The organism is Streptomyces sp. NPDC029674 (assembly GCF_044903205.1).
Classification (GTDB): Bacteria; Actinomycetota; Actinomycetes; order Streptomycetales; family Streptomycetaceae; genus Streptomyces.
The window spans coordinates 742,286-760,410 of sequence record NZ_JBJDPY010000002.1; the positions used below are offsets into that span (position 1 = coordinate 742,286).

The following is an 18,125-nucleotide window of genomic DNA, read 5'->3' on the forward strand; positions in this document are numbered from 1 at the left end:
TGGAGTGCCTACGTGGGCGGATCGAGGGGCCTCTGCCCGAGGACGTCCCCCCTGCCGCGCCGGTTCCTGCCGTCACGGTTCAATCGCCGCAACAGCGCGTCCGCGTCGGCGTGTTCAGGATCCCACGTCAGGCACTTCCCGAGGGCCTCTATCGCCTCATCACGCTCACCGCGCCGGTCCAGTTCCACGGCGTGCCGGAAGGTGCGCTCGGCGAGCAGGCCGCGTACGCGCACATTGGTCGGGTCGTGGTTGTAAGCGCAGTTGAGCCACCGCTCGGCGTCGGCGAAGTGCTCGGGCGACATGTCCGCCATCGCGGCCGCGCAGTGCACGTCGATCATCGCGTCCAGCATGTCGGCGCCGGTCGGCCTGGTCGCCGCGTCCTGCCACGCGATGTGCGCGGCCTGCACCGCGTGGTCGTACCGGCCGAGCGACAGAAGGGTCCGGGCGCGGGCGAGCCGGTGCCGCGAGGCCCGGTCGAGGTCCGGTCCGGAGGCGGACCCGGCGGCGGGGGGCGGGGCGGTCGCGGGGGGCGGGGCGGTGTCGGGGGCGGGCGCCGGGGCGGGTGGTGGGGGGTCGGGCGGCGGTGGGGGACGCCGGTTCAGGTCGTCCAGCAGCTCCCGCGCCTCCGCGATGATCTCCCGCAACAAGGCGGCCGCCTCGCCCTCCCGCCCCTGCCGGACGAGCAGCCGCGCCTGTTGTACGTCGCGGGCGGCTTGGAGCGAATCTCGTAGGGCACCAGAGTCTCGTACGGCATCCGTGTCCCGTACGACACCTGTGTCTCGTACGGCATCCGTGTCCCGTGCAGCACCCGGGTCCCGTTCGGCGCCCCCCGCGCTCCAGATCCGCGGATCCGCGGAAGTGGCACCGTCGCGGGTGCCCCCGGACGCAGCCCCCCGCTCCTCCACCCCCACCAGCGTCGCCGTGAGCGGTGGCGCGTCGGAGAGGGTGTCGTGGGCCGAGCCTGCCGGTTCCAGCGGGCCCTCCTCCAGGGCGGCGGGGCCGGAGGACGCCGCGCCGCCCGCGAGCCGCACCGCGTGCTTGAGGGCGCCAAGGGCGAGGAGCTCGGGCGGCGCCTGCACGCGTCGGCCGCCGAGCCCCGCCACCCGCGAACGGACTTGCTCCATCCGGGTGTTGCCGCCCACGAGCAGCACCGTGTCGACGTCCGCCGGCGTCATCCCGGACTGGTCGAGCAGCGCCTGGGCGCGGTCGAGGGTGCGGCCCACGTGCCGGTCCAGATACGCGTCGAGGTCGGGACGAGCGATCCGTACCCAGAGCGCGGGCCCGGCACCCAGCTCCAGGTCGAGCACCGCCGCCTCCGGGCCGTCCGGCGCGCCGAGCGCCTCCCGCGCCTCCTGCCCGCGCGCGCGAAGGTTCTGCCAGACGGCCGCGTCGACCCCGGTGACCGAGGCCGCGCCACGGTGTCTGCGCAGCAGCCGCACCGCAGACGACAGCGTCTCCGCGTCGAACGCGCGTCCCCCCGACGTCGCCCCGCCCTCGTAGCCAAGGGAGCGGAAGTGGCCGCGCACACTGCGGATCAGGCCGAGCTCGAACCCCTCGTACCCCATGCCGTAGACCAGGCACGTGCCGCTGTCCCGCTCCGTCATGCGGCCGATCACCGCGGCCATGGAGTCGCTGACGAGCCGCGTCGGGTCGAGGCCCGCCTCGCGCGCCGCGTCCCGCAGCGCCGCCCGCTGCGCCGAGCCGAAACGCGCGGGCACACTGATCACGGTCTGCGCCACGCGCCCCGGCGCCACCGCCTCCACGCGCTCCCGCACGGACCGCAGCAGGCGCGCCACGACCCGGTCCGCGTCGAGCGGCTTGCCCCCGATGTGCACCGGACGCCCGCTCCCCAGGCGGCTCTTGAGGCTGGGGAAGGTGACGGGCAGCTCGCCCATGTCGGCCGGCTCGCAGAGCAGCCACGGCCCGTCACCCCACTCCGCGTCGAGCCGCCGCCCCGGCCCGTCCGGCAGCGCGTAGAGCGCGCGGATGCCGGTGGCGCCGAAGTCGATGCCGAGGCTGACGGGGGCCGGCGCCCCCGCCGCGGTCCTGGCCTGTGTCATCCGCCTGCCGTCTCGTCGGCGAACCGCAGGATGCCCTCGTAGTCCGGCTTGTCGGGGAGCGTCGGCACGGCCCGTTCGGACTGGGCGATCGCCACCAGGTTCACGAGGTTGCGGGCCTGCTGGGCGGTGCCCACGCTGTTGCCCTGCCGGTGGGCCTGTTTGACGTACTCGACCGCTTCGTTGATCTGCCGGACGGTCTCCGGAGGGGCGCCCTCGGAGGCGAGCTCGGCCTGCCGGAACTGGCTGGCCAGGCCGCACTGCCGGTACATGTCGTCGAGCAGCAGCTCGGTGAGCCGTTTGTACTCGCCGCTGTCGCCCATGGCGACCGCCCGCTGCGCCTGCTCGATGTCGCGGCGCACCTTCATCGCCTGCACCGGTTCGATGTAGGGCCCGTACCGCTTCAGGAAGCTGTCGGCCTCCCGCTCGGCGTAGCCCAGCTGCTCGCGCAGCACCGCGCTGTCCAGCTCCTCGACGGGCTCGGGCGGCGGCGTGCGCGGCTTCTCGCGGCTCGGGGTGGCCTCGTGGACCATGTCCGTGCCGCGCACCGAGATCTTCACCGTGATGATGCGGTCCGCCGAGTAGTTGAAGGAGACGTCCACCTGCCGGTTGACCTCGATCTCCTGCGGCAGCTCGAACTCGACGACGCCCTGTTCGTGGTTCTCGCTCGCCACCTTGCTGTCACCCTCGTAGACCGGCACGCGGATGCGCCGGCTGTCCGTCGCGTGGAAGGTGCGCTGCCGCGGCTCGGAGAGCGGGTAGGGCGAGCCGGCCTCGATGATCTCGACGAACACGTCGCGCTGACCGCCCTTGATCGCGGCGATGCCCATCGCCATCGGCGTCGACTCGTACAGCCCCGTGTCACCCTTGGACCGCCCGTCGGCCAGACTGCGGCCGCAGGCCCCACAGGCGTCCGCCCCGTACTCGTTGACCTTCGCGCACTCGGGGTCGGAGCACTCGACGCCGCGCAGCGTCTCGGCGAGCACGCCCGCGCCGAAAGCGACACACTCCATGGGGTTGATGTTCCTGCGGACCTTGTCCGCGCCGAAGAACGCCTCGACCGCCTCGTACACCGGGCGGGTGAGCGTGCCACCGCCGACAAGGAGGACGTCGGAGATGTCGTCGGTGGAGAGTTCGTAGCGGCCCAGGGACTCCTGGACCAGGCTCATGGTCCGGGCCACCAGCGGCGCGATCATGCCCTGGAACTCGCCGCGCGTCAGCTTCATCTCGACGTCGAGGAGGCCGTTCTCGCTGCGGTACGCCGCCGGGATCACGATGTACGTCTCCGCCAGGTCGTTCAGCTCCCGCTTGGCGCGCTCGGCCGCCTTCTTCGCCCGGAACAGGAACTCCTTGTCGCCGGCCGGGTCGACGTGGTGCTCCTCGCGCATCCACTGGATGATCCGCTCCACGATCGCCAGGTCGAAGTCGTCGCCGCCCAGCCAGATGTCGCCGGCCGCCCTCAGCACCTGGAACTGGCTCCGGCCCTCCTGGTCCTTGACCGTGTTCAGGATCGAGATGTCGAAGGTGCCGCCGCCCAGGTCGTAGACGAGCACGCGGCTGCGCTCGCCGCCCGGCTTGTGCAGGCCGAAGGCGACCGCGGCCGCCGTCGGCTCGTCGACGATCTTCTTCACCACCAGGCCCGCCTTCTCGGCGGCCTCGCGCGTGGCGGCGCGCTGCGCGTCCCGGAAGTAGGCGGGCACGGTGATCACGGCGTGCGTCACGGGCTCGCCGAGGACCCGCGAGGCGTCCCTGACCAGCTTGTCCAGGATGACGCTGGAGATCTCCGCGGGGGTGCGGGCGCGCCCGCCGAGCAGCACGTACGCGCGCGGGTCGTCGTCCGGGCCCTCGACGATCTCGTAACTCATCCGGTCGCGGGCCCGCGCCACCGACGCGTCGGCGAAGTCCCGCCCCATCAGGCGCTTCACGGAGACAATGGTCTCCTTGGGCTGCCTGACCGCCCAGTTCAGCGCGTCCTCACCGACCAGCGGCTGGTCCTTGCCGTCCCGGTGCATGACACCGACCACGGACGGCGTGAGCCGCTCGCCCTTGCTGTTGGTGAGCACCGCGATGTCCGCGCGGTGCGGATCGTGGGCGGCTACCGCGCTGTTCGTGGTGCCGAGGTCGATGCCGATGGCCTTCATTCCCGCTCCGTCCCTTGCTCCGTGCCGCCGTCGGCGGCGACCACCACCCGGGCGGCGCGCAGCACTTGCCCCCGGTACCGATATCCGCGCCGCACAACCTCGAGGACCTCGTCGCCGGCCGCGCCGGGCGGTGCCGCGCGCACGTCGACGACGTGGTGCGTGGCCGGTTCGGCCCGCTCGCCGACGTGCCCGACGCGTTCCAGGCCCTCCTCGGCCAGGTCCCTCTCCAGCTGCCCGGCGATCAGCGCCAGGCTCCTGCGGTACGTCTCCACGTCGCTCACCGCGCTGTTCGCGCCCTCGGCGAGGAGCCGGTCGAAGGAGTCGAGGGCGTCGGCGCAGCGCAGCAACAGCCGTTCGGTGAGCGCGCGGTGGGCGGCGTCACGGGCGGCGAGGTCGCGGGCGTGCTCGTAGGCGAGCCGGGCCGCCGGGTCAGACATCGAACCGGATCAGGTCGTCCAGGAGGGCCGCGGTGGCCTCCGGGAGCGGGCCCGCGGGCTCTTCCCGCGGGGGTGGCTCGGCGGCCAGGGCGCGGTCGATGTCCTCCAGGGCGAGGGGAAGTTCGACGGCCAGGTCCACGTCGTAGAGGAAGAGGTCGACGAGCAGTCTGCGGCGTACGCCGCGCAGCTCGTCCCACGCCTGCTGGGTGACCGGCGTCATCAGATGCCGGGCCAGCAGCTCGAAGGACACGTCCCGCATGTCGCTGTGGGACGTCCAGGGAGTCACGCCCGCCGGGGCGAGCACTTCGTAGGGGGAAGGTCCGCCCCCGGCGGCGGAAGGGTCCTCGATCACGCGACGCTGCCTCCTGCTTCGTTCTCCGGTGCCTTGGTCCCGGGGGTGAGTTCGGCGAGCCAGCGGTGCACCGCGTCGAGCAGGGCCCGCCGGATCCGGCTGTCGGTGGGCTCCGCGCGGGTGGCGCGGATCAGATGGTGCAGGGCCCACAGGATGTCCCCGCCGTGCAGCGCCCGCTCGGCGCGGTCGGTCAACTCCGCTGCCCAGGAGGCCAGATCGTCGTCGTCGGGCGGTGCCTCCTGGCCGTCGCTGCGGATCAGGGCGCCCATGCCCGCGACGCCGAGGTGCCGGGTGAGCAGCTTCTCCATCTCGTCCAGGGCCTCGCCGAGCGTCTCGCGGTACCGGTGCGTCAGCGCCTGGCCCAGACCCACGTCGAGGAGGCTGAGCGCTTCGTGGAGCAGCTTCAGGCGCGCGGGCACGTCGTCCGTCCGCTCGTCGAGCGTGAAGACGAAGGCGCGTGCGAGGTTGTCGCGGGCGTGGCTCGACTCCGGGTTGAGAGCGAGGGCGCGGCGCAGGTCGCTCTCCGCGCCGTGCATGTCGGAGGGCATGCCGTGCTTGGTGCGCGTGTAGCCGCGCCACACGCCGCGCATGGACAGCAGCGCGGAGAGTTTCGTGTGCAGCTGGCCGAGCAGCTCCGGGTCGAGCGGGTGCAGCACGGAGAGGGCCGACTCGACGAGCGTGACGGCCTCGTCCAGACAGTCGCCGAGCTGCACCCCGTCCTCGTCCGTGAGCGCCTCGACCCGGCCGAGCACGGCGGGGATCACGGCCTTCTTGGAGCGGGCCTGCATCCCGGCGTTGCGGGACACCTTCACCAGCTCGCCCCAGTGCGCCAGCGCCTCGTCGAGCCCGCCGTCGCCGCGCGTCAGCGCCGCCCTCGCCAGGGCGAGCCGGACGTGCACGGTGAGCTCGACGCCGTCCTGGAGGAGCCGTGCGTGCCGTTGCGGCAGCCGTACGTACGCGGGGTTGCGCCGCAGGAAGTCCTGGCAGTGTCCGCACTCCTCGGTGTGCGCGGTCCGCGAGGCGGGCCCGGCGCAGTCGTCCGGCAGGGTGGTCAGGGTGCGGAAGGCGGGCAGCGACCGCAGCGCCGCGTCGAACTTCCGCACCTCCGACAGCGCGAAGCTCCGCGCCAGCTCCGAGAACGCCCAGCGCAGTTCACGGACCGCGTACTCACCCGGGTCCTTGCCCTGCCGGGCCGCCGCGTCGAGACCGGCGACGAGCTCCGCGAGCGGCTCCTGGAGGCCCAGCAGCCGCAGATAGCGCGGACCGCAGGCCAGCGTGGCGCCCGCGCCCGGCACGGACGGCAGGCCGCCGACGTCCCGCAGGATCCGCGCGCCGCCCAGCTCGGACTCCAGCAGGGCGGCCAACGCCTGGTAGGCGTCGGCCTGTTCGGGGCGGCTCTGCTCGGTGTGCCGCTGTTCGTAGGCCGACAGCTGTCCGAAGAGGTGCTGGCTGAGCTCCCAGCGCAGCGACGCCATGTCGTCGTGCGTCAGATCGCGTTCGTACGCGGCGGCGCGCTCGGCCCGCCAGCCGTCCCAGTACGCGTCGTCGCTGAGCAGCGTCGCCCAGTACGCGAGCGCCGACTCCCAGGCGTGCACCGCGTGCTCCCACGCCCCGCTCTGCTCCAGCTCCTGCGCCTGCCACAGCCGGGCCGCCGCGAGACCGTGCAGCACGGCCATGTCACCGGGCGCCGCCGTCAGCCGCCGCTCCCACTCGGCGGCGGCCGCCTCCCGGCCCCTGGCGAGCAGGAGCAGCAGCGGGGCGTCCTGCGGGGAGCGCTCGCACAGCGCGTCGAGGAGGCCGGGCCCGTCGTCCGGCGAGAGCCCGGCCAGAGCGTCCCGCAGCGCGGCGGGGGAGTGCCACCGGTAGAGCAGCGCGTCGAGTTGCAGGCGTCGGCCCGGCAGCCGCAGCCGCTCCAGGGCGACCCGCTCGTGCCACGACATGGAGCCGCGCTCCAGAAGGGCGTACGACGCGTTCTTGACGACGTCCATCGAGGCGCCCGGGTCGACGCCCGCGTCCCGCAGGGCCAGATACGGGAACGTCTGATCCCTTACGGCGAAGGGGTCGGCGACCAGCGGGGCGGCGGTCAGCCCGTCCGCCCACGGCAGCAGCCCCACCAGCCGACGCAGCCTGCGGCACCGCACGTCCGCCCGGTCGAGGGCGCCGCCCGCCCTCTCGTACGCGGCGACGGCGCCGCTCCACCGCCCCGCCGCCTCCAGCAACCGCCCCTCCGCGTAGGCCAGATGGGCGTCGGCGTCCCGGTGCCCGGGGCACTGCCGGAACGCGTCGGCGGCCCGCTGCCACTCCTGGTGCGCGTCGGCGAGACGGCCGCGCGCGTACGCGGCGACGGCGGGCGCGTCGCGATGCGTCCCCAGCGCGTCGGCCTCGGCGGCCACACAGGCCCAGTCCCCCTCGGCCTCGGCGGCCCGCACGCGCGCGTACCGCCCCCGCGCGGCGACGTCCACGCCCTGTACCTTTTCGCGCTCCAACGCCTCATACGCCTCAACGACTCGCCGCCATGCCTCACCCCCGACGGCGTCCTCCTCCGCGACCCGCGCCCGCGCATACCGCAGCCGCACCCCGACGTCGGCCCACCCTTCGTCCATCCCCCGATAGACGTCGAGGGCCTCCTGCCACCGCTCACCGAGCTCGTGGGTACGGGCGAGGGCGTAGAGGTAGAGGTGGAGGGCTTCGGGGCCGGGGGCGGCTCCGGCTGCGGAGCGGGATGTGGGGTCGGCCTCGTCCCTAGGGTGGGGCGTGTGGTGGGCCTCTTCTCCGGGTGCGGGGCTGGTCTCGTCTCTAGGCGGGGAGCCGTTCCTCTGCCCGGTTGCGGAGCCTGTCCCGTCTCCGGACGTCGGGTCGTGCGTCCCGCCCGGAGGCTCCGGAGCGCCCTCCGGAAACGCCCGGCCGTGGATCTCGCAGGCCGACGCCCAGTCACCGTTCTCCTCCGCCCGGCGGCCCTCCGCCTTCCGGCGGAGGGCGGCCACCGCGCCCTCGCGCGCCGTGTCCGGTACGCCGGTGAGGAGGCTGAGGACGGCTGCCCAGTCGCCGCGCAGGTCGGCGGCCACGCGCGCGCGGGCGTAGAGGCGCCGGACGCCCACCTCACCCTCCGCGTAGCCGTCGGGCAGGCGCCCGAACCCGTCGATGACGCCGTTCCACTCCCCGCGCGCGTCGGCGGCACGGCCACGCGAATACAGGACCCGGTCGGGCACGTCCGCCAGCCCGGACGGCAGCTCCCCGAACAGACGGACCGCGTCGTCCCACCGCCCTTCCGCCTGCCGGAGACGTCCCTGGGCGTAGGTGCAAAGATCCCGCGCGTCGCCGGGCACGCGCTCCGTCCCCTCGGGACCGCCGCACTGCCCGAACGCGGACGCCGCGGCCGCCCAGTCCCCCGCGGCCACCGCCGACCGGCCCTGCGCGTAGTGCCGCAGGGGGCGGGTGGCGCGGAAGTCGTCGGGCAGGGCGGCGAGGTGGGAGAGCACGGACGGCCAGTCCGCGGCGTCCACGCAGGCCAGTGCCGTTTCGTAGACGTGCGCGCGCAGGTCACCGAGGAAGGGTTCCGCGTCGCGCCACCCGCGCGCGGCCGCCGCCTCCAGGTCCGCCAGGGCCGCGGCGAAGTGCCCCTGCTCGGCCTCCCGGCAGCCTCGCGCGTACAGGAGCCGTACGCCGCCGTCCAGGAAACCGTCCGCGGCCGCGAAGCTCTCGGCCGCCGCGGCCCACGAGCCGATCAGCTCCGCCGCCCTGCCCGCGGCGTAGGCCTCCCACGGGCCACGGTCGGGCCCCGCCTGCGCGAAGGCATCCCGCGCGGCGGGCCAGTCGCCGAAGTCCGCGGCCGCCCGCCCCCGCGCGTACGCCGCCCGCACCGCCGCGTCGCCGAGCTCCCCGCACGCCGCGTACGCGGATTCGGCCGCCCGCCAGTCCTCGCACGCCTCGGCGGCCCGGCCGGCCACGTAGGGGGCCCACGCCGTGGCGGTGCCGTGGGCCGGGCGCAGCGCGAGGACGGCGGCGTACCCGTGGGCCGCGGCGCCCCAGTCGCCCGCCTGCCGCGCCCGGTCGGCGGCCTCGCAGGTGCGGGCCACGTGCAGCTCGTCCCGCGCCGCCGCGAGCCGCTCCGCCACGTCCCGCAGCCCGCCGGGCCGGGCGGCGAGCACCTCCTCGTAGTGGCCGATGGCCGCGGCCCAGTCGCCGGCGGCCTCCGCGGCGCGCGCCTCCTCGACGAGACGGACGAGCCGCCGCAGCCCGGCGACCTCCGCCGCGAGCGCGCCGGGCACCGGCCCTGGCAGCAGCTCCCGCACCACGTCGAGCTGCGCCTCCGCGCCCGCCGCGTCCCGCTCGTCGGCGAGCAGCGCGCACAGCTTCTCCAGCTCGGGCCAGGCCAGTTCGAAGGCGGCCTCGGCCCGCATCCGGCGCTGCTCGTCGGCGTAACTGCGCGTAGGCGTCCGCAGGATGCGCTGCACCTGCGTCCAGTGCCCGAGGTCGCGCTGGAAGCGGGCCGCGCCGATCAGGACCGCAGAGCCGACGTGGCCGACGGGGCTCTGGAAGGTGCGCAGCGCGTCCGCGCCCTCGCGCAGCGGATCCGCCACCGCCCCGGCGCCGAACTCGTCGTCCCGCACCTCGCGCGCCTTGAACAGCCAGCCCTGCCTGCACCCCTCGTGCAGGAACAGCGCGGGCGTCGCCCACTCCACCGCCGTGTGCTCCGGCTGGTGGGAGATGCGAAGGCGTGCCGCGGCGACGGCCTCGTCGACGGTCCTGTTGGCCGCGATGCCCTTCAGCAGCTCGGGGCTGAACACACCCGCCGACACATCGCTGACCCGCCCCCGCATCGCCACCACGGCGGGCACGCCCCCGCCGATGAGGGCCTGGGCGAGCCCGGAGAACGGCTCACGGTGCGAACTGTCGGCGCCCGCACATAGGTTGAGGGCGACGAGCCTCAGCCGTCGCGCCTTGAGCAGCATCGCGCTGAGCAGCTGCGCGGGCACCCGGTCGACGCCGCCGGTCTCCGTCTCCAGGGCCACCACGCCCTGCCCGATGTCCTCGTCGTACGATCCGTGCGCGATCAGCAGCACCGCAGTCGGGAGCTCGGAGTGCGCACCGAGCGCGGACTCCAGACTCGCGCGCGTCGCCCGCTCCAACACCGCCATCTGTACGGCCACTTCGGGCAACTCGTGGCGGAGTGCGGCCACCTCCGCGGCGGCTCGCAGCGGGTCGAGCCCGCGGGGTGAGGCGCAGGCCACCAGGAGCCGGATGAGGCTGGGCTCGTCCGCGGGTTCGGGCAGCCGCTGCCCCAGCGGCCCGCCGGCCAGTGAACGCACCAGCGAATAGCCGTGGTTGAGGGCGAGTGACTGCTGAGGGCTGCCGGGCGGTGCGCAGAGCGACTCCAGGGGGAGGTCGCGCAGCTCGGGCGGCAGGTCGAAGCGGAGCCGCAGCCCACGCGCGGGACGCATGCGCTGGGCGCGGTCGAGCGCCGCGTCGACGCACACGCCGACGCGGTCCCCCACCCCTTCGCAGCCCCCGCCCGCGCCGTCCTCCTCAGGGCCACCGCCTCCCTCCGAACCGCCGCTCCCCTCCGCGGGGCCCGCCTCGCCGAACAGCAGCCGGAAGACGCCCCGCCCCAGCGCCCGCAGCTGGGCCACGGTGTGCTGCTCGCCCATCGGCGCGAGGCCCAGCTCCGCCGAGATCAGCCGGTCCCACTGCTCGCGGAACGCCGCCGGCTCCCCGCCGACCGCCATGACCTCGGCCGCGCACGCCGGGCCGTTGGCGGTCACGAGGTAGCGGGCCGCGCCGACGCGGCGGACCCGGATGCGCAGTTCCTCGTAGGCGAGCACGGCCGTCACTGCTCACTCTCGTCGGGCTGCCACATGACGTGGTCGAGGTCGGCGACCGCGGCTTCCCGCTGCTGCTCCAGGTCGGGGTCGTCCGGGAAGTGCGCCAGGGCGGCGGTGAGTTGGTCGATGGCCTCGCGCAGTGTCGCCCGCGCGCCCGACAGGCTGCCCGAGCTCCAGCGGGCCAGGGCGAGCCCGCGCAGTACGACACCGAGGCTGACCTGCGCGCGCAGCAGGTGCGGGTTGAAGGCGACCGAGCGGCGCAGGTCGGCGGCGGGCTGGTCGAGCAGCGCGTCCCGGTCGTTGGCGACGGAGATCCCCCGGTCGGCCAGGACACGCGCCAACTGCCCCTCAAGGCGCCCCCGTTCGTTCGCACCGATCACGGACCGGGCCATGTCGAGCGTGTCCACGGCGAGACTCAGCCGCCCCGCCCGATGTGCCGCACGGGCCGCGCCGAGCGCCATGTCGACGACGGCGGTCTGCGTCTCGCGGTACCGGTCCAGCTCCCTGCTGTGCACCAGCGCACGCCGCCAGCACGCGGCGGCCGACGCGAAGTCGGGTCGCGCGCGCGTCAGTTCGGCGCGCCCCATCCTGAGCCGCGCCTCCAGGGCGAGACCGCGCGCGTCGAGGGAGAGCCTGCGGTGCTTGTCCGGAAGCCCCGCGTAGCCGGGGTTCAACTCGTCGAAGCGCGCACACCCCGGCTCGCACACGGCCGCCGCCCCGGGCCCGCCCCGCGCCCGGCAGCCGGGACAGCGCAGCTCGGAGAGGGCGGCGAGGGCGTCGACGGCCTTGTCCTGGCCCAGGAGGAGCTGCGCGAAGCCGAGTTCGGAGAAGGCGTAGGTGAGGGACGGGTACGAGGAGCCCGCCGGGCCCGTGGACCCCGTAGGGCCGGCGGGGCTGGCGGGGCTGGTGGGGCTGGCCGGACCCTCGGACCCCACCTCCACCTCCACCTCCCGCCCCGCGGCGAACGCGCCGAACTCCGTCGACCTGCCGAGCTCCGCGATGCGCAGCGGCCCGCAGAACAGCGGGGCCCCGCCGCCCCCGGCCGACGGGAAGCCGCCGACGGCCGCGAGCAGCTTCGCGGCGTCGGCCTCGCGCTGGAGCAGCGGCCCGGGCGCGACGCGGGCGGCGGTGCCGTCGTCGGGCATGTGCCGTTCGAGCGCCTCGCGCAGTCCGGCGCGGAGGACCGGTACGAGGGAGGGGTCGACGGGGGTGCCGTACCGTCGCGCGGCCGCGCGCAGGACGTACTCCCAGAACCCGGCGTCGTGCAGCAGGGCGGCCCAGGCGGCCACACACCGTTCCCACCCGGAACCGTGCGCCAACTCGGGCGACTTGACGAGAGCCACGCCAAGCGTGTGATTGACCCGATGGTCGGCGGGGTCGTGCCGGACAGCGTCCCCGAGCAACGCGACGGCGACCCCCCGCCGCCCGCCCCGCACGAGCGCCACGGCGTACAGCGGAGCAAAACCCCAAGTGCGCGGATCAACCCCCCACGCACCCGCGACCAAGTCCCCGGCCCGCAGCCACGGGTCCCTCCCTCGCGGGCCGGGGTCCTGGCCTCGTGGGCCGGGCTGTCCGTCCTGCGGCCCCGGCTCTCGCTCCCGCTGTAGCAAGGCGAGCGCCGCCCTGCGCATCCGCAGGGCCACCTCCCGTGCGGAGCGGCCCGACAGGGCCGCCAGGATCCAGCGGGCCTCGTCGTCGAGGGGGCCGGTCCGGGCGGCGGCGCGGAGGTCGGTCAGGGCGGCGTGGGGGTTGCCTGCGCGGGCGTGGACGTAGGCGCGTTGGACGAGGCTGCGGCTGTGGGGGACGGCGCAGGCGAGGGACGCGGTGAGGTGGCGGTTCGCGGTGGTGAGGTCACCGCGGTGGGCGGCCGCGCAGCCCAGCCAGTGCAGCGGCCCCGCGGCCGTGGGACGCAATTCGCGCGCCCGCTCGAACTCGGCCTCCGCGCCCCCCACGTCCCCACGCGCGAGCCGCACCCGTCCCACCCCCGTCCACGCCCGCGCGGCGAGCCGCGCGCACCCGGCGGCGTCGTCCTCGGCCGTGTCATCCGGGGAGTCCGCCCCGACCAGCGCCAGCGCGTGCCGGAAGTGGTGTTCCGCGGTCGCCGTGTCGCCGAGCGCAAGCGCAGACTCCCCGTCGGCGCAGGCCTGTTCCGCATGGGTCAGATGGTCCGTACGCGCGATCTGCGCAGTCACAGTCAGCCCCCGATCCGCGGCGGCACGTCCGCCGCGTCCTCCGGCCGGCGGGTCAGCCGGCGGCCTCGTCAAGGACCGAACGCCAGCGACTCAGGGCGCGGTCGTAGTGCAGCGGCCCCATCGTGAAGTCCGACAGGTCGAGCGTCGTGAGCGTCTCGTACGCCTCGGCGGGGAGGTCGGGCTCCAGCACGACGTCGAGGCCGGTGACCGCGTCCCGCAGCACCATCGGCCGCGCCTCGCGTGCCGGAGGCGCCTCGGGTGCCTCGCCCAGGGCGCCGGCGCCCGGCGACGACGCGGGGCGCGCAGTCCGTCGTACGAGACCCTTAAACGCTTCGTACGCGTCCTTGACCGCCTCCGCACCGAGACCGCTGAGGAACGCCTGCAGGGGCAGCGACGCCAGGACGATCCACGGGACGTCGGCCGCGCCGCGGTGGTCGAGGGTGCGGCGGACCCGGACCGGTGGGGCGCCGAGCCCGTCGAACGCGGCGACCAGCTCCTGGCGCAGCTCCTCGGGGACCTCCCGGTCCAGGAGCAGCTCCGCTCGCGGCGGCGCATCGGTCATGGAGGGGCTTCCTTCCGGAGGGGGGCGTGGACGGCAGCCTAGAGGCGTGAGCGGTGCGTACGCGGGGAAACCGGTGATTCGGTGGGACCGGCCGAAGCCCCGCCCCGGGGTCGCGTCTCCGGAGGCGGCCCGCGCCGTCGCCCCCATACCTCCGCGCGCCCCCCGACGCGCCCCATCACGCCCCCGATTCACGCGATGGTGCGATCATGTGTCCTCGCGCGGATGCCGGTCGGAGGGCTCGGGTAGGGCGGAGCCATGACGCAGCCGTTCGAACTGCCGCACTTCTACATGCCGTACACCGCGCGGCTCAACCCGCACCTGGAAGAGGCACGCGCGCACTCCACGAAGTGGGCGCGCGACATGGGCATGTTGGAGGGCTCCGGCATCTGGGAGCAGAGCGACCTCGACGCACACGACTACGGACTGTTGTGTGCCTATACGCATCCGGACTGCGACGGCCCCGCCCTGTCGCTGATCACCGACTGGTACGTGTGGGTCTTCTTCTTCGACGACCACTTCCTGGACATGTACAAACGCACCCAGGACCGCGCGGCCGGCAAGGCCCACCTGGACCGCCTGCCCCTCTTCATGCCGATGGACCTGTCGATCCCCGTGCCGGAGCCGCGCAACCCCGTCGAGGCGGGCCTCGCCGACCTCTGGGCGCGCACGGTGCCCGCGATGTCCAAGGACTGGCGCCGCCGCTTCGCGGAGGCCACGGAGCACCTGCTGAACGAGTCGATGTGGGAGCTCTCCAACATCAACGAAGGGCGGATCGCCAACCCCGTCGAGTACATCGAGATGCGCCGCAAGGTGGGTGGCGCCCCCTGGTCGGCGGGGCTCATCGAGTACGCGACCGCCGAAGTGCCCGCCGCGGTCGCCCGCTCCAGGCCGCTGCGCGTGCTCATGGAGACGTTCAGCGACGGCGTCCACTTGCGGAACGACCTCTTCTCGTACCAGCGCGAGGTCCAGGACGAGGGCGAGCTGAGCAACGGAGTGCTCGTCCTGGAGACCTTCTTCGGCTGCACCACCCAGGAAGCCGCCGACATGGTCAACGACATCCTGACCTCACGGCTGCACCAGTTCGAGCACACGGCGGCCACCGAAGTGCCCGCCGTCGCCCTGGAGAAGGGCCTCACGCCGCCCGAACTCGCCGCGGTCGCCGCGTACGCCCGTGGCCTCCAGGACTGGCAGTCGGGCGGCCACGAGTGGCACCTGCGCTCCAGCCGGTACATGAACGAGGGAGCGCTCGACGCCTCCCCGCTCGCCGGGCCCACCGGCCTCGGCACCTCGGGGACCGACATGGGCGCGCTGCTCGCGGCCGCCGGTGCGGAGCGGCTGCGCTCCTTCACACACGTGCCCTTCCAGAAGGTGGGCCCCTCCCAAGTGCCCGACCTCTACATGCCGTTCCCGCTGCGGCTCAATCCGGGCCTGGACACCGCGCGGCGGCGGCTCACCGGGTGGGCGCACGCGACGGGCATCCTCGCGGAGGGCGTCTGGGACGAGGACAAGCTCGACGCGTACGACCTGCCGCTGTGCGCCGCAGGACTCGACCCCGACGGCACGCCGGAGGCCCTCGACCTCAGCTCGCAGTGGCTGGCCTGGGGCACCTACGGAGACGACTACTACCCCCTGGTCTTCGGCCACCGCCGCGACCTCGCCGCCGCCAAGCTCTGCACGGAGCGCCTCACCGCCTGCATGACCCTCGCGGGCGACCCGGTGCCGGTGCCCACGAACGCCATGGAGCGCGGCCTCATCGACCTGTGGGGGCGCACGACCCGCGACATGACGCAGACGCAGCGCCGGGGGCTGCGGGACGCCGTCGGGGTCATGACGGAGAGCTGGGTGTGGGAGGTGTTCAACCAGCTGCACAACCGCATTCCCGACCCGGTCGACTACCTGGAGATGCGCCGCGCCACCTTCGGCTCCGACCTCACCATGAGCCTGTGCCGGATGGGCCACGGCCCCGCCGTGCCGCCCGAGATCTACCGCAGCGGCCCCGTCCGCTCCCTCGAGAACGCGGCCATGGACTACGCGATGCTCGTGAACGACATCTTCTCGTACCAGAAGGAGATCGAGTACGAGGGCGAGATCCACAACGGCATCCTGGTCGTGCAGAACTTCTTCGGCTGCGACTACCCGACCGGGCTGCGCATCGTCCACGACCTGACGACGCAGCGCATGCGGCAGTTCGAGCACGTCGCCGCACATGAATTCCCGGTCCTCTACGACGACTTCGCGCTGTCGCGGACGGCTCGGGAGGCCATGGACGGCTATGTGGCGGACCTGAGGAACTGGCTGGCGGGCATCGTGAACTGGCACCGCGACTGCCGGCGCTACGGTGCGGACGATCTGGCGAGGCGCGCGCACGGCTTCGTGCCGGACCGGAAGCCGAGCCACCCCCTTCGGATGGTTTCATCCGGAATGCAGGATTCGTGGAACTTCACTGGGGCGCCGGGAGTCTTCTGAAGTGAAGGCGGCCTTCGAGCGGCCGCGCAACGGGGGATGAACACGGGGGTGTTCCACACATGACCGACATCATCGAGCGCATCACGGACCGGCTGACGGGCGGCGATGCGGAGACCGAGGCGGAAGCGAAGGCGAAGGCCTTGGCGTCCGCCAACGGGGTGGCCGACGGCGAACTGGTGCCCTTCGTGGCGCCGTTGACCGTCCCGCCGGTCCTGCGGCCCGACTCGGCGGACGTGCGGGAAGAGACCGAGATCGCCCTGCGGCCGACCTGGGTGCGCCTGCACCCGCAACTGCCGCCGACCCTGATGTGGGGGTACGACGGCTCGGTGCCGGGCCCCACCATCGAGGTGCGGCGCGGACAGCGCGTCCGCATCGCCTGGACCAACCGCATACCGCAGGGCGAGTATCCCGTCACGGCCGTCGAGGTCCCGCGCGGCGACCCGCGGACCGACCCGCCGCCCAACACCCTGCCCGGCCGTGCGGGCGTCGAGCCGAACAAGGACGTGGCGGCCCTGCCCGCCTGGTCCGTGACGCACCTGCACGGCGCCCAGACGGGCGGCGGCAACGACGGCTGGGCGGACAACGCCGTGGGGTACGGCGACGCCCAGCTCTCCGAGTACCCGAACGACCACCAGGCGGTCCAGTGGTGGTACCACGACCACGCCATGAACATCACCCGGTGGAACGTCATGGCGGGCCTCTACGGCACGTACCTCGTCCGCGACGACGAGGAGGACGCGCTCCAACTCCCTTGCGGAGAGCGCGAGATACCCCTCCTCATCGCCGACCGGAACCTCGACACGGACGAGGGTGACAACCGGCTCAACGGCCGCCTCCTGCACAAGACCACCATCGTCGACCCGAAGAACGCGGAGACGGGCAAGCCGGTCTCCCTGCCCTTCTCCGGCCCGTACACCACGGTCAACGGCCGCATCTGGCCCTACGCCGACGTGGACGCCGCCTGGTACCGCTTCCGCCTGGTCAATGCGTCGAACGCGCGCATCTACGACCTGGTCCTGATCGACGAGGACGACAACCCCGTGCGGGGCGTCCTCCACCAGATCGGCAGCGACGGCGGGCTCCTGCCGCGCCCCGTGCCCATCGACTTCGAAGGGGCGCTGCCGACGCTCACCGTCGCGCCGGCCGAGCGCATGGACCTCCTCATCGACTTCAGGGGCCTGGCCGGGCAGCGGCTGCGCCTGGTCAACAAGGGGCGCGGCCAGGCGCCCGGCGTGCCCGACGTGGCGAACGACGTGCGCTATCCGCAGGTCATGGAGTTCCGGGTGGGCGAGTGCGCCGAGCCGGACACCTTCGAACTGCCGGAGGTCCTCTCGGGTTCGTTCCGCCCGATCACACACGACATCCAGCACGGCCACCGGCTGATCGTGCTGACCCCGCCCGCCACCAAGGGCGGCGGCGGCCACCCCGAGATCTGGGAGATGGCCGAGGTCAAGGAGCCGGGTGACATCCAGGTCTCGACCGAGGGGATCATCCAGGTGCGCGGCGAGGACGGCAAGGTCAAGACGTACCGCCGGATCGCCCGCACGTTCAACGACGGCCTCGGCATCACCATCGCCGAGGGCAGCCACGAGCAGTGGAGCTTCCTGAACCTCGCCGTGAACCCGCCGGTGCTCCACCCGATGCACATCCACCTGGCGGACTTCCAGCTCCTCGGCCGGGACACGTACGACGTCTCGGGCTTCGACGTCACGATCGGCGGCACCCGCGCCCCGGTCGCCGCCGACCCGGAGCGGCCGATACCGCTGGCGCCGAACGAGCGCGGCTGGAAGGACGTCTTCCGGGTCCCCGGCGGCCAGATGCTGCGCGTCATGGGCAAGTTCGACGGGGCGTACGGCCGGTTCATGTACCACTGCCACTTCCTGGAGCACGAGGACATGGGCATGATGCGGCCCTTCGTCGTCATGCCGAAGGAGGCCCTGAAGTTCGACCACGGCGCGGGCCACGGCGGCGGCCACGGGGACCACTCCGGCTAGACCGCTCCGGCTAGGGCCTGTCCGGCGGATCAGGTCGCGGTGGGGTGGCGGCCACCCGTCGGTGCAGGTGAGCGGGGTCTGGTGCGTCGAGATGCAAGGCGG

Annotated in this window: 9 protein-coding genes; 2 read left to right on the plus strand and 7 right to left on the minus strand. The window is 73.9% G+C overall.

Annotation, left to right across the window (positions count from 1 at the left end; translation table 11 throughout):
- Window positions 1–8 precede the first annotated feature (8 nt).
- Genes ACI2L3_RS07280 through ACI2L3_RS07310 form a run of 7 tightly spaced genes read right to left on the minus strand, consistent with a single transcriptional unit; the run spans window position 9 to window position 13,563 of the window.
- Window positions 9–2,060, minus strand: coding sequence for an Hsp70 family protein (locus ACI2L3_RS07280; protein WP_404751307.1), 2,052 nt, complete (start codon window positions 2,058–2,060; stop codon window positions 9–11).
- On the minus strand, window positions 2,057–4,198 hold the full coding sequence (locus ACI2L3_RS07285) for an Hsp70 family protein (protein ID WP_404751308.1): 2,142 nt from the start codon (window positions 4,196–4,198) through the stop codon (window positions 2,057–2,059). The genes ACI2L3_RS07280 and ACI2L3_RS07285 overlap by 4 nt, the downstream gene beginning before the upstream one ends.
- Window positions 4,195–4,635 (minus strand): nucleotide exchange factor GrpE, encoded by a 441-nt coding sequence (locus tag ACI2L3_RS07290; protein ID WP_404751309.1) that lies wholly within the window; start codon window positions 4,633–4,635, stop codon window positions 4,195–4,197. The genes ACI2L3_RS07285 and ACI2L3_RS07290 overlap by 4 nt, the downstream gene beginning before the upstream one ends.
- Complete coding sequence (locus tag ACI2L3_RS07295) at window positions 4,628–4,987, minus strand: hypothetical protein (protein WP_404751310.1); 360 nt, start codon at window positions 4,985–4,987, stop codon at window positions 4,628–4,630. Before ACI2L3_RS07295 ends, ACI2L3_RS07290 begins: the two co-directional genes overlap by 8 nt.
- Complete coding sequence (locus ACI2L3_RS07300; protein WP_404751311.1) at window positions 4,984–10,818, minus strand: CHAT domain-containing protein; 5,835 nt, start codon at window positions 10,816–10,818, stop codon at window positions 4,984–4,986. Before ACI2L3_RS07300 ends, ACI2L3_RS07295 begins: the two co-directional genes overlap by 4 nt.
- Window positions 10,815–13,001 (minus strand): tetratricopeptide repeat protein, encoded by a 2,187-nt coding sequence (locus ACI2L3_RS07305; protein WP_404751312.1) that lies wholly within the window; start codon window positions 12,999–13,001, stop codon window positions 10,815–10,817. Before ACI2L3_RS07305 ends, ACI2L3_RS07300 begins: the two co-directional genes overlap by 4 nt.
- A 52-nt stretch (window positions 13,002–13,053) precedes the next feature.
- A complete protein-coding gene (locus tag ACI2L3_RS07310) occupies window positions 13,054–13,563 on the minus strand; it encodes a hypothetical protein (RefSeq protein WP_404751313.1) in 510 nt (169 codons plus the stop codon).
- A gap of 255 nt (window positions 13,564–13,818) precedes the next feature.
- Here ACI2L3_RS07310 and cyc2 point away from each other — a divergent pair, with 255 nt between their 5' ends.
- On the plus strand, window positions 13,819–16,029 hold the full coding sequence (cyc2, locus tag ACI2L3_RS07315; protein WP_404751314.1) for a germacradienol/geosmin synthase Cyc2: 2,211 nt from the start codon (window positions 13,819–13,821) through the stop codon (window positions 16,027–16,029).
- 59 nt (window positions 16,030–16,088) lie between these two features.
- Window positions 16,089–18,023: an O-aminophenol oxidase PhsA gene (gene phsA, locus ACI2L3_RS07320; protein ID WP_404751315.1), complete on the plus strand. Its 1,935-nt coding sequence runs from the start codon at window positions 16,089–16,091 to the stop codon at window positions 18,021–18,023.
- Window positions 18,024–18,125 lie beyond the last annotated feature (102 nt).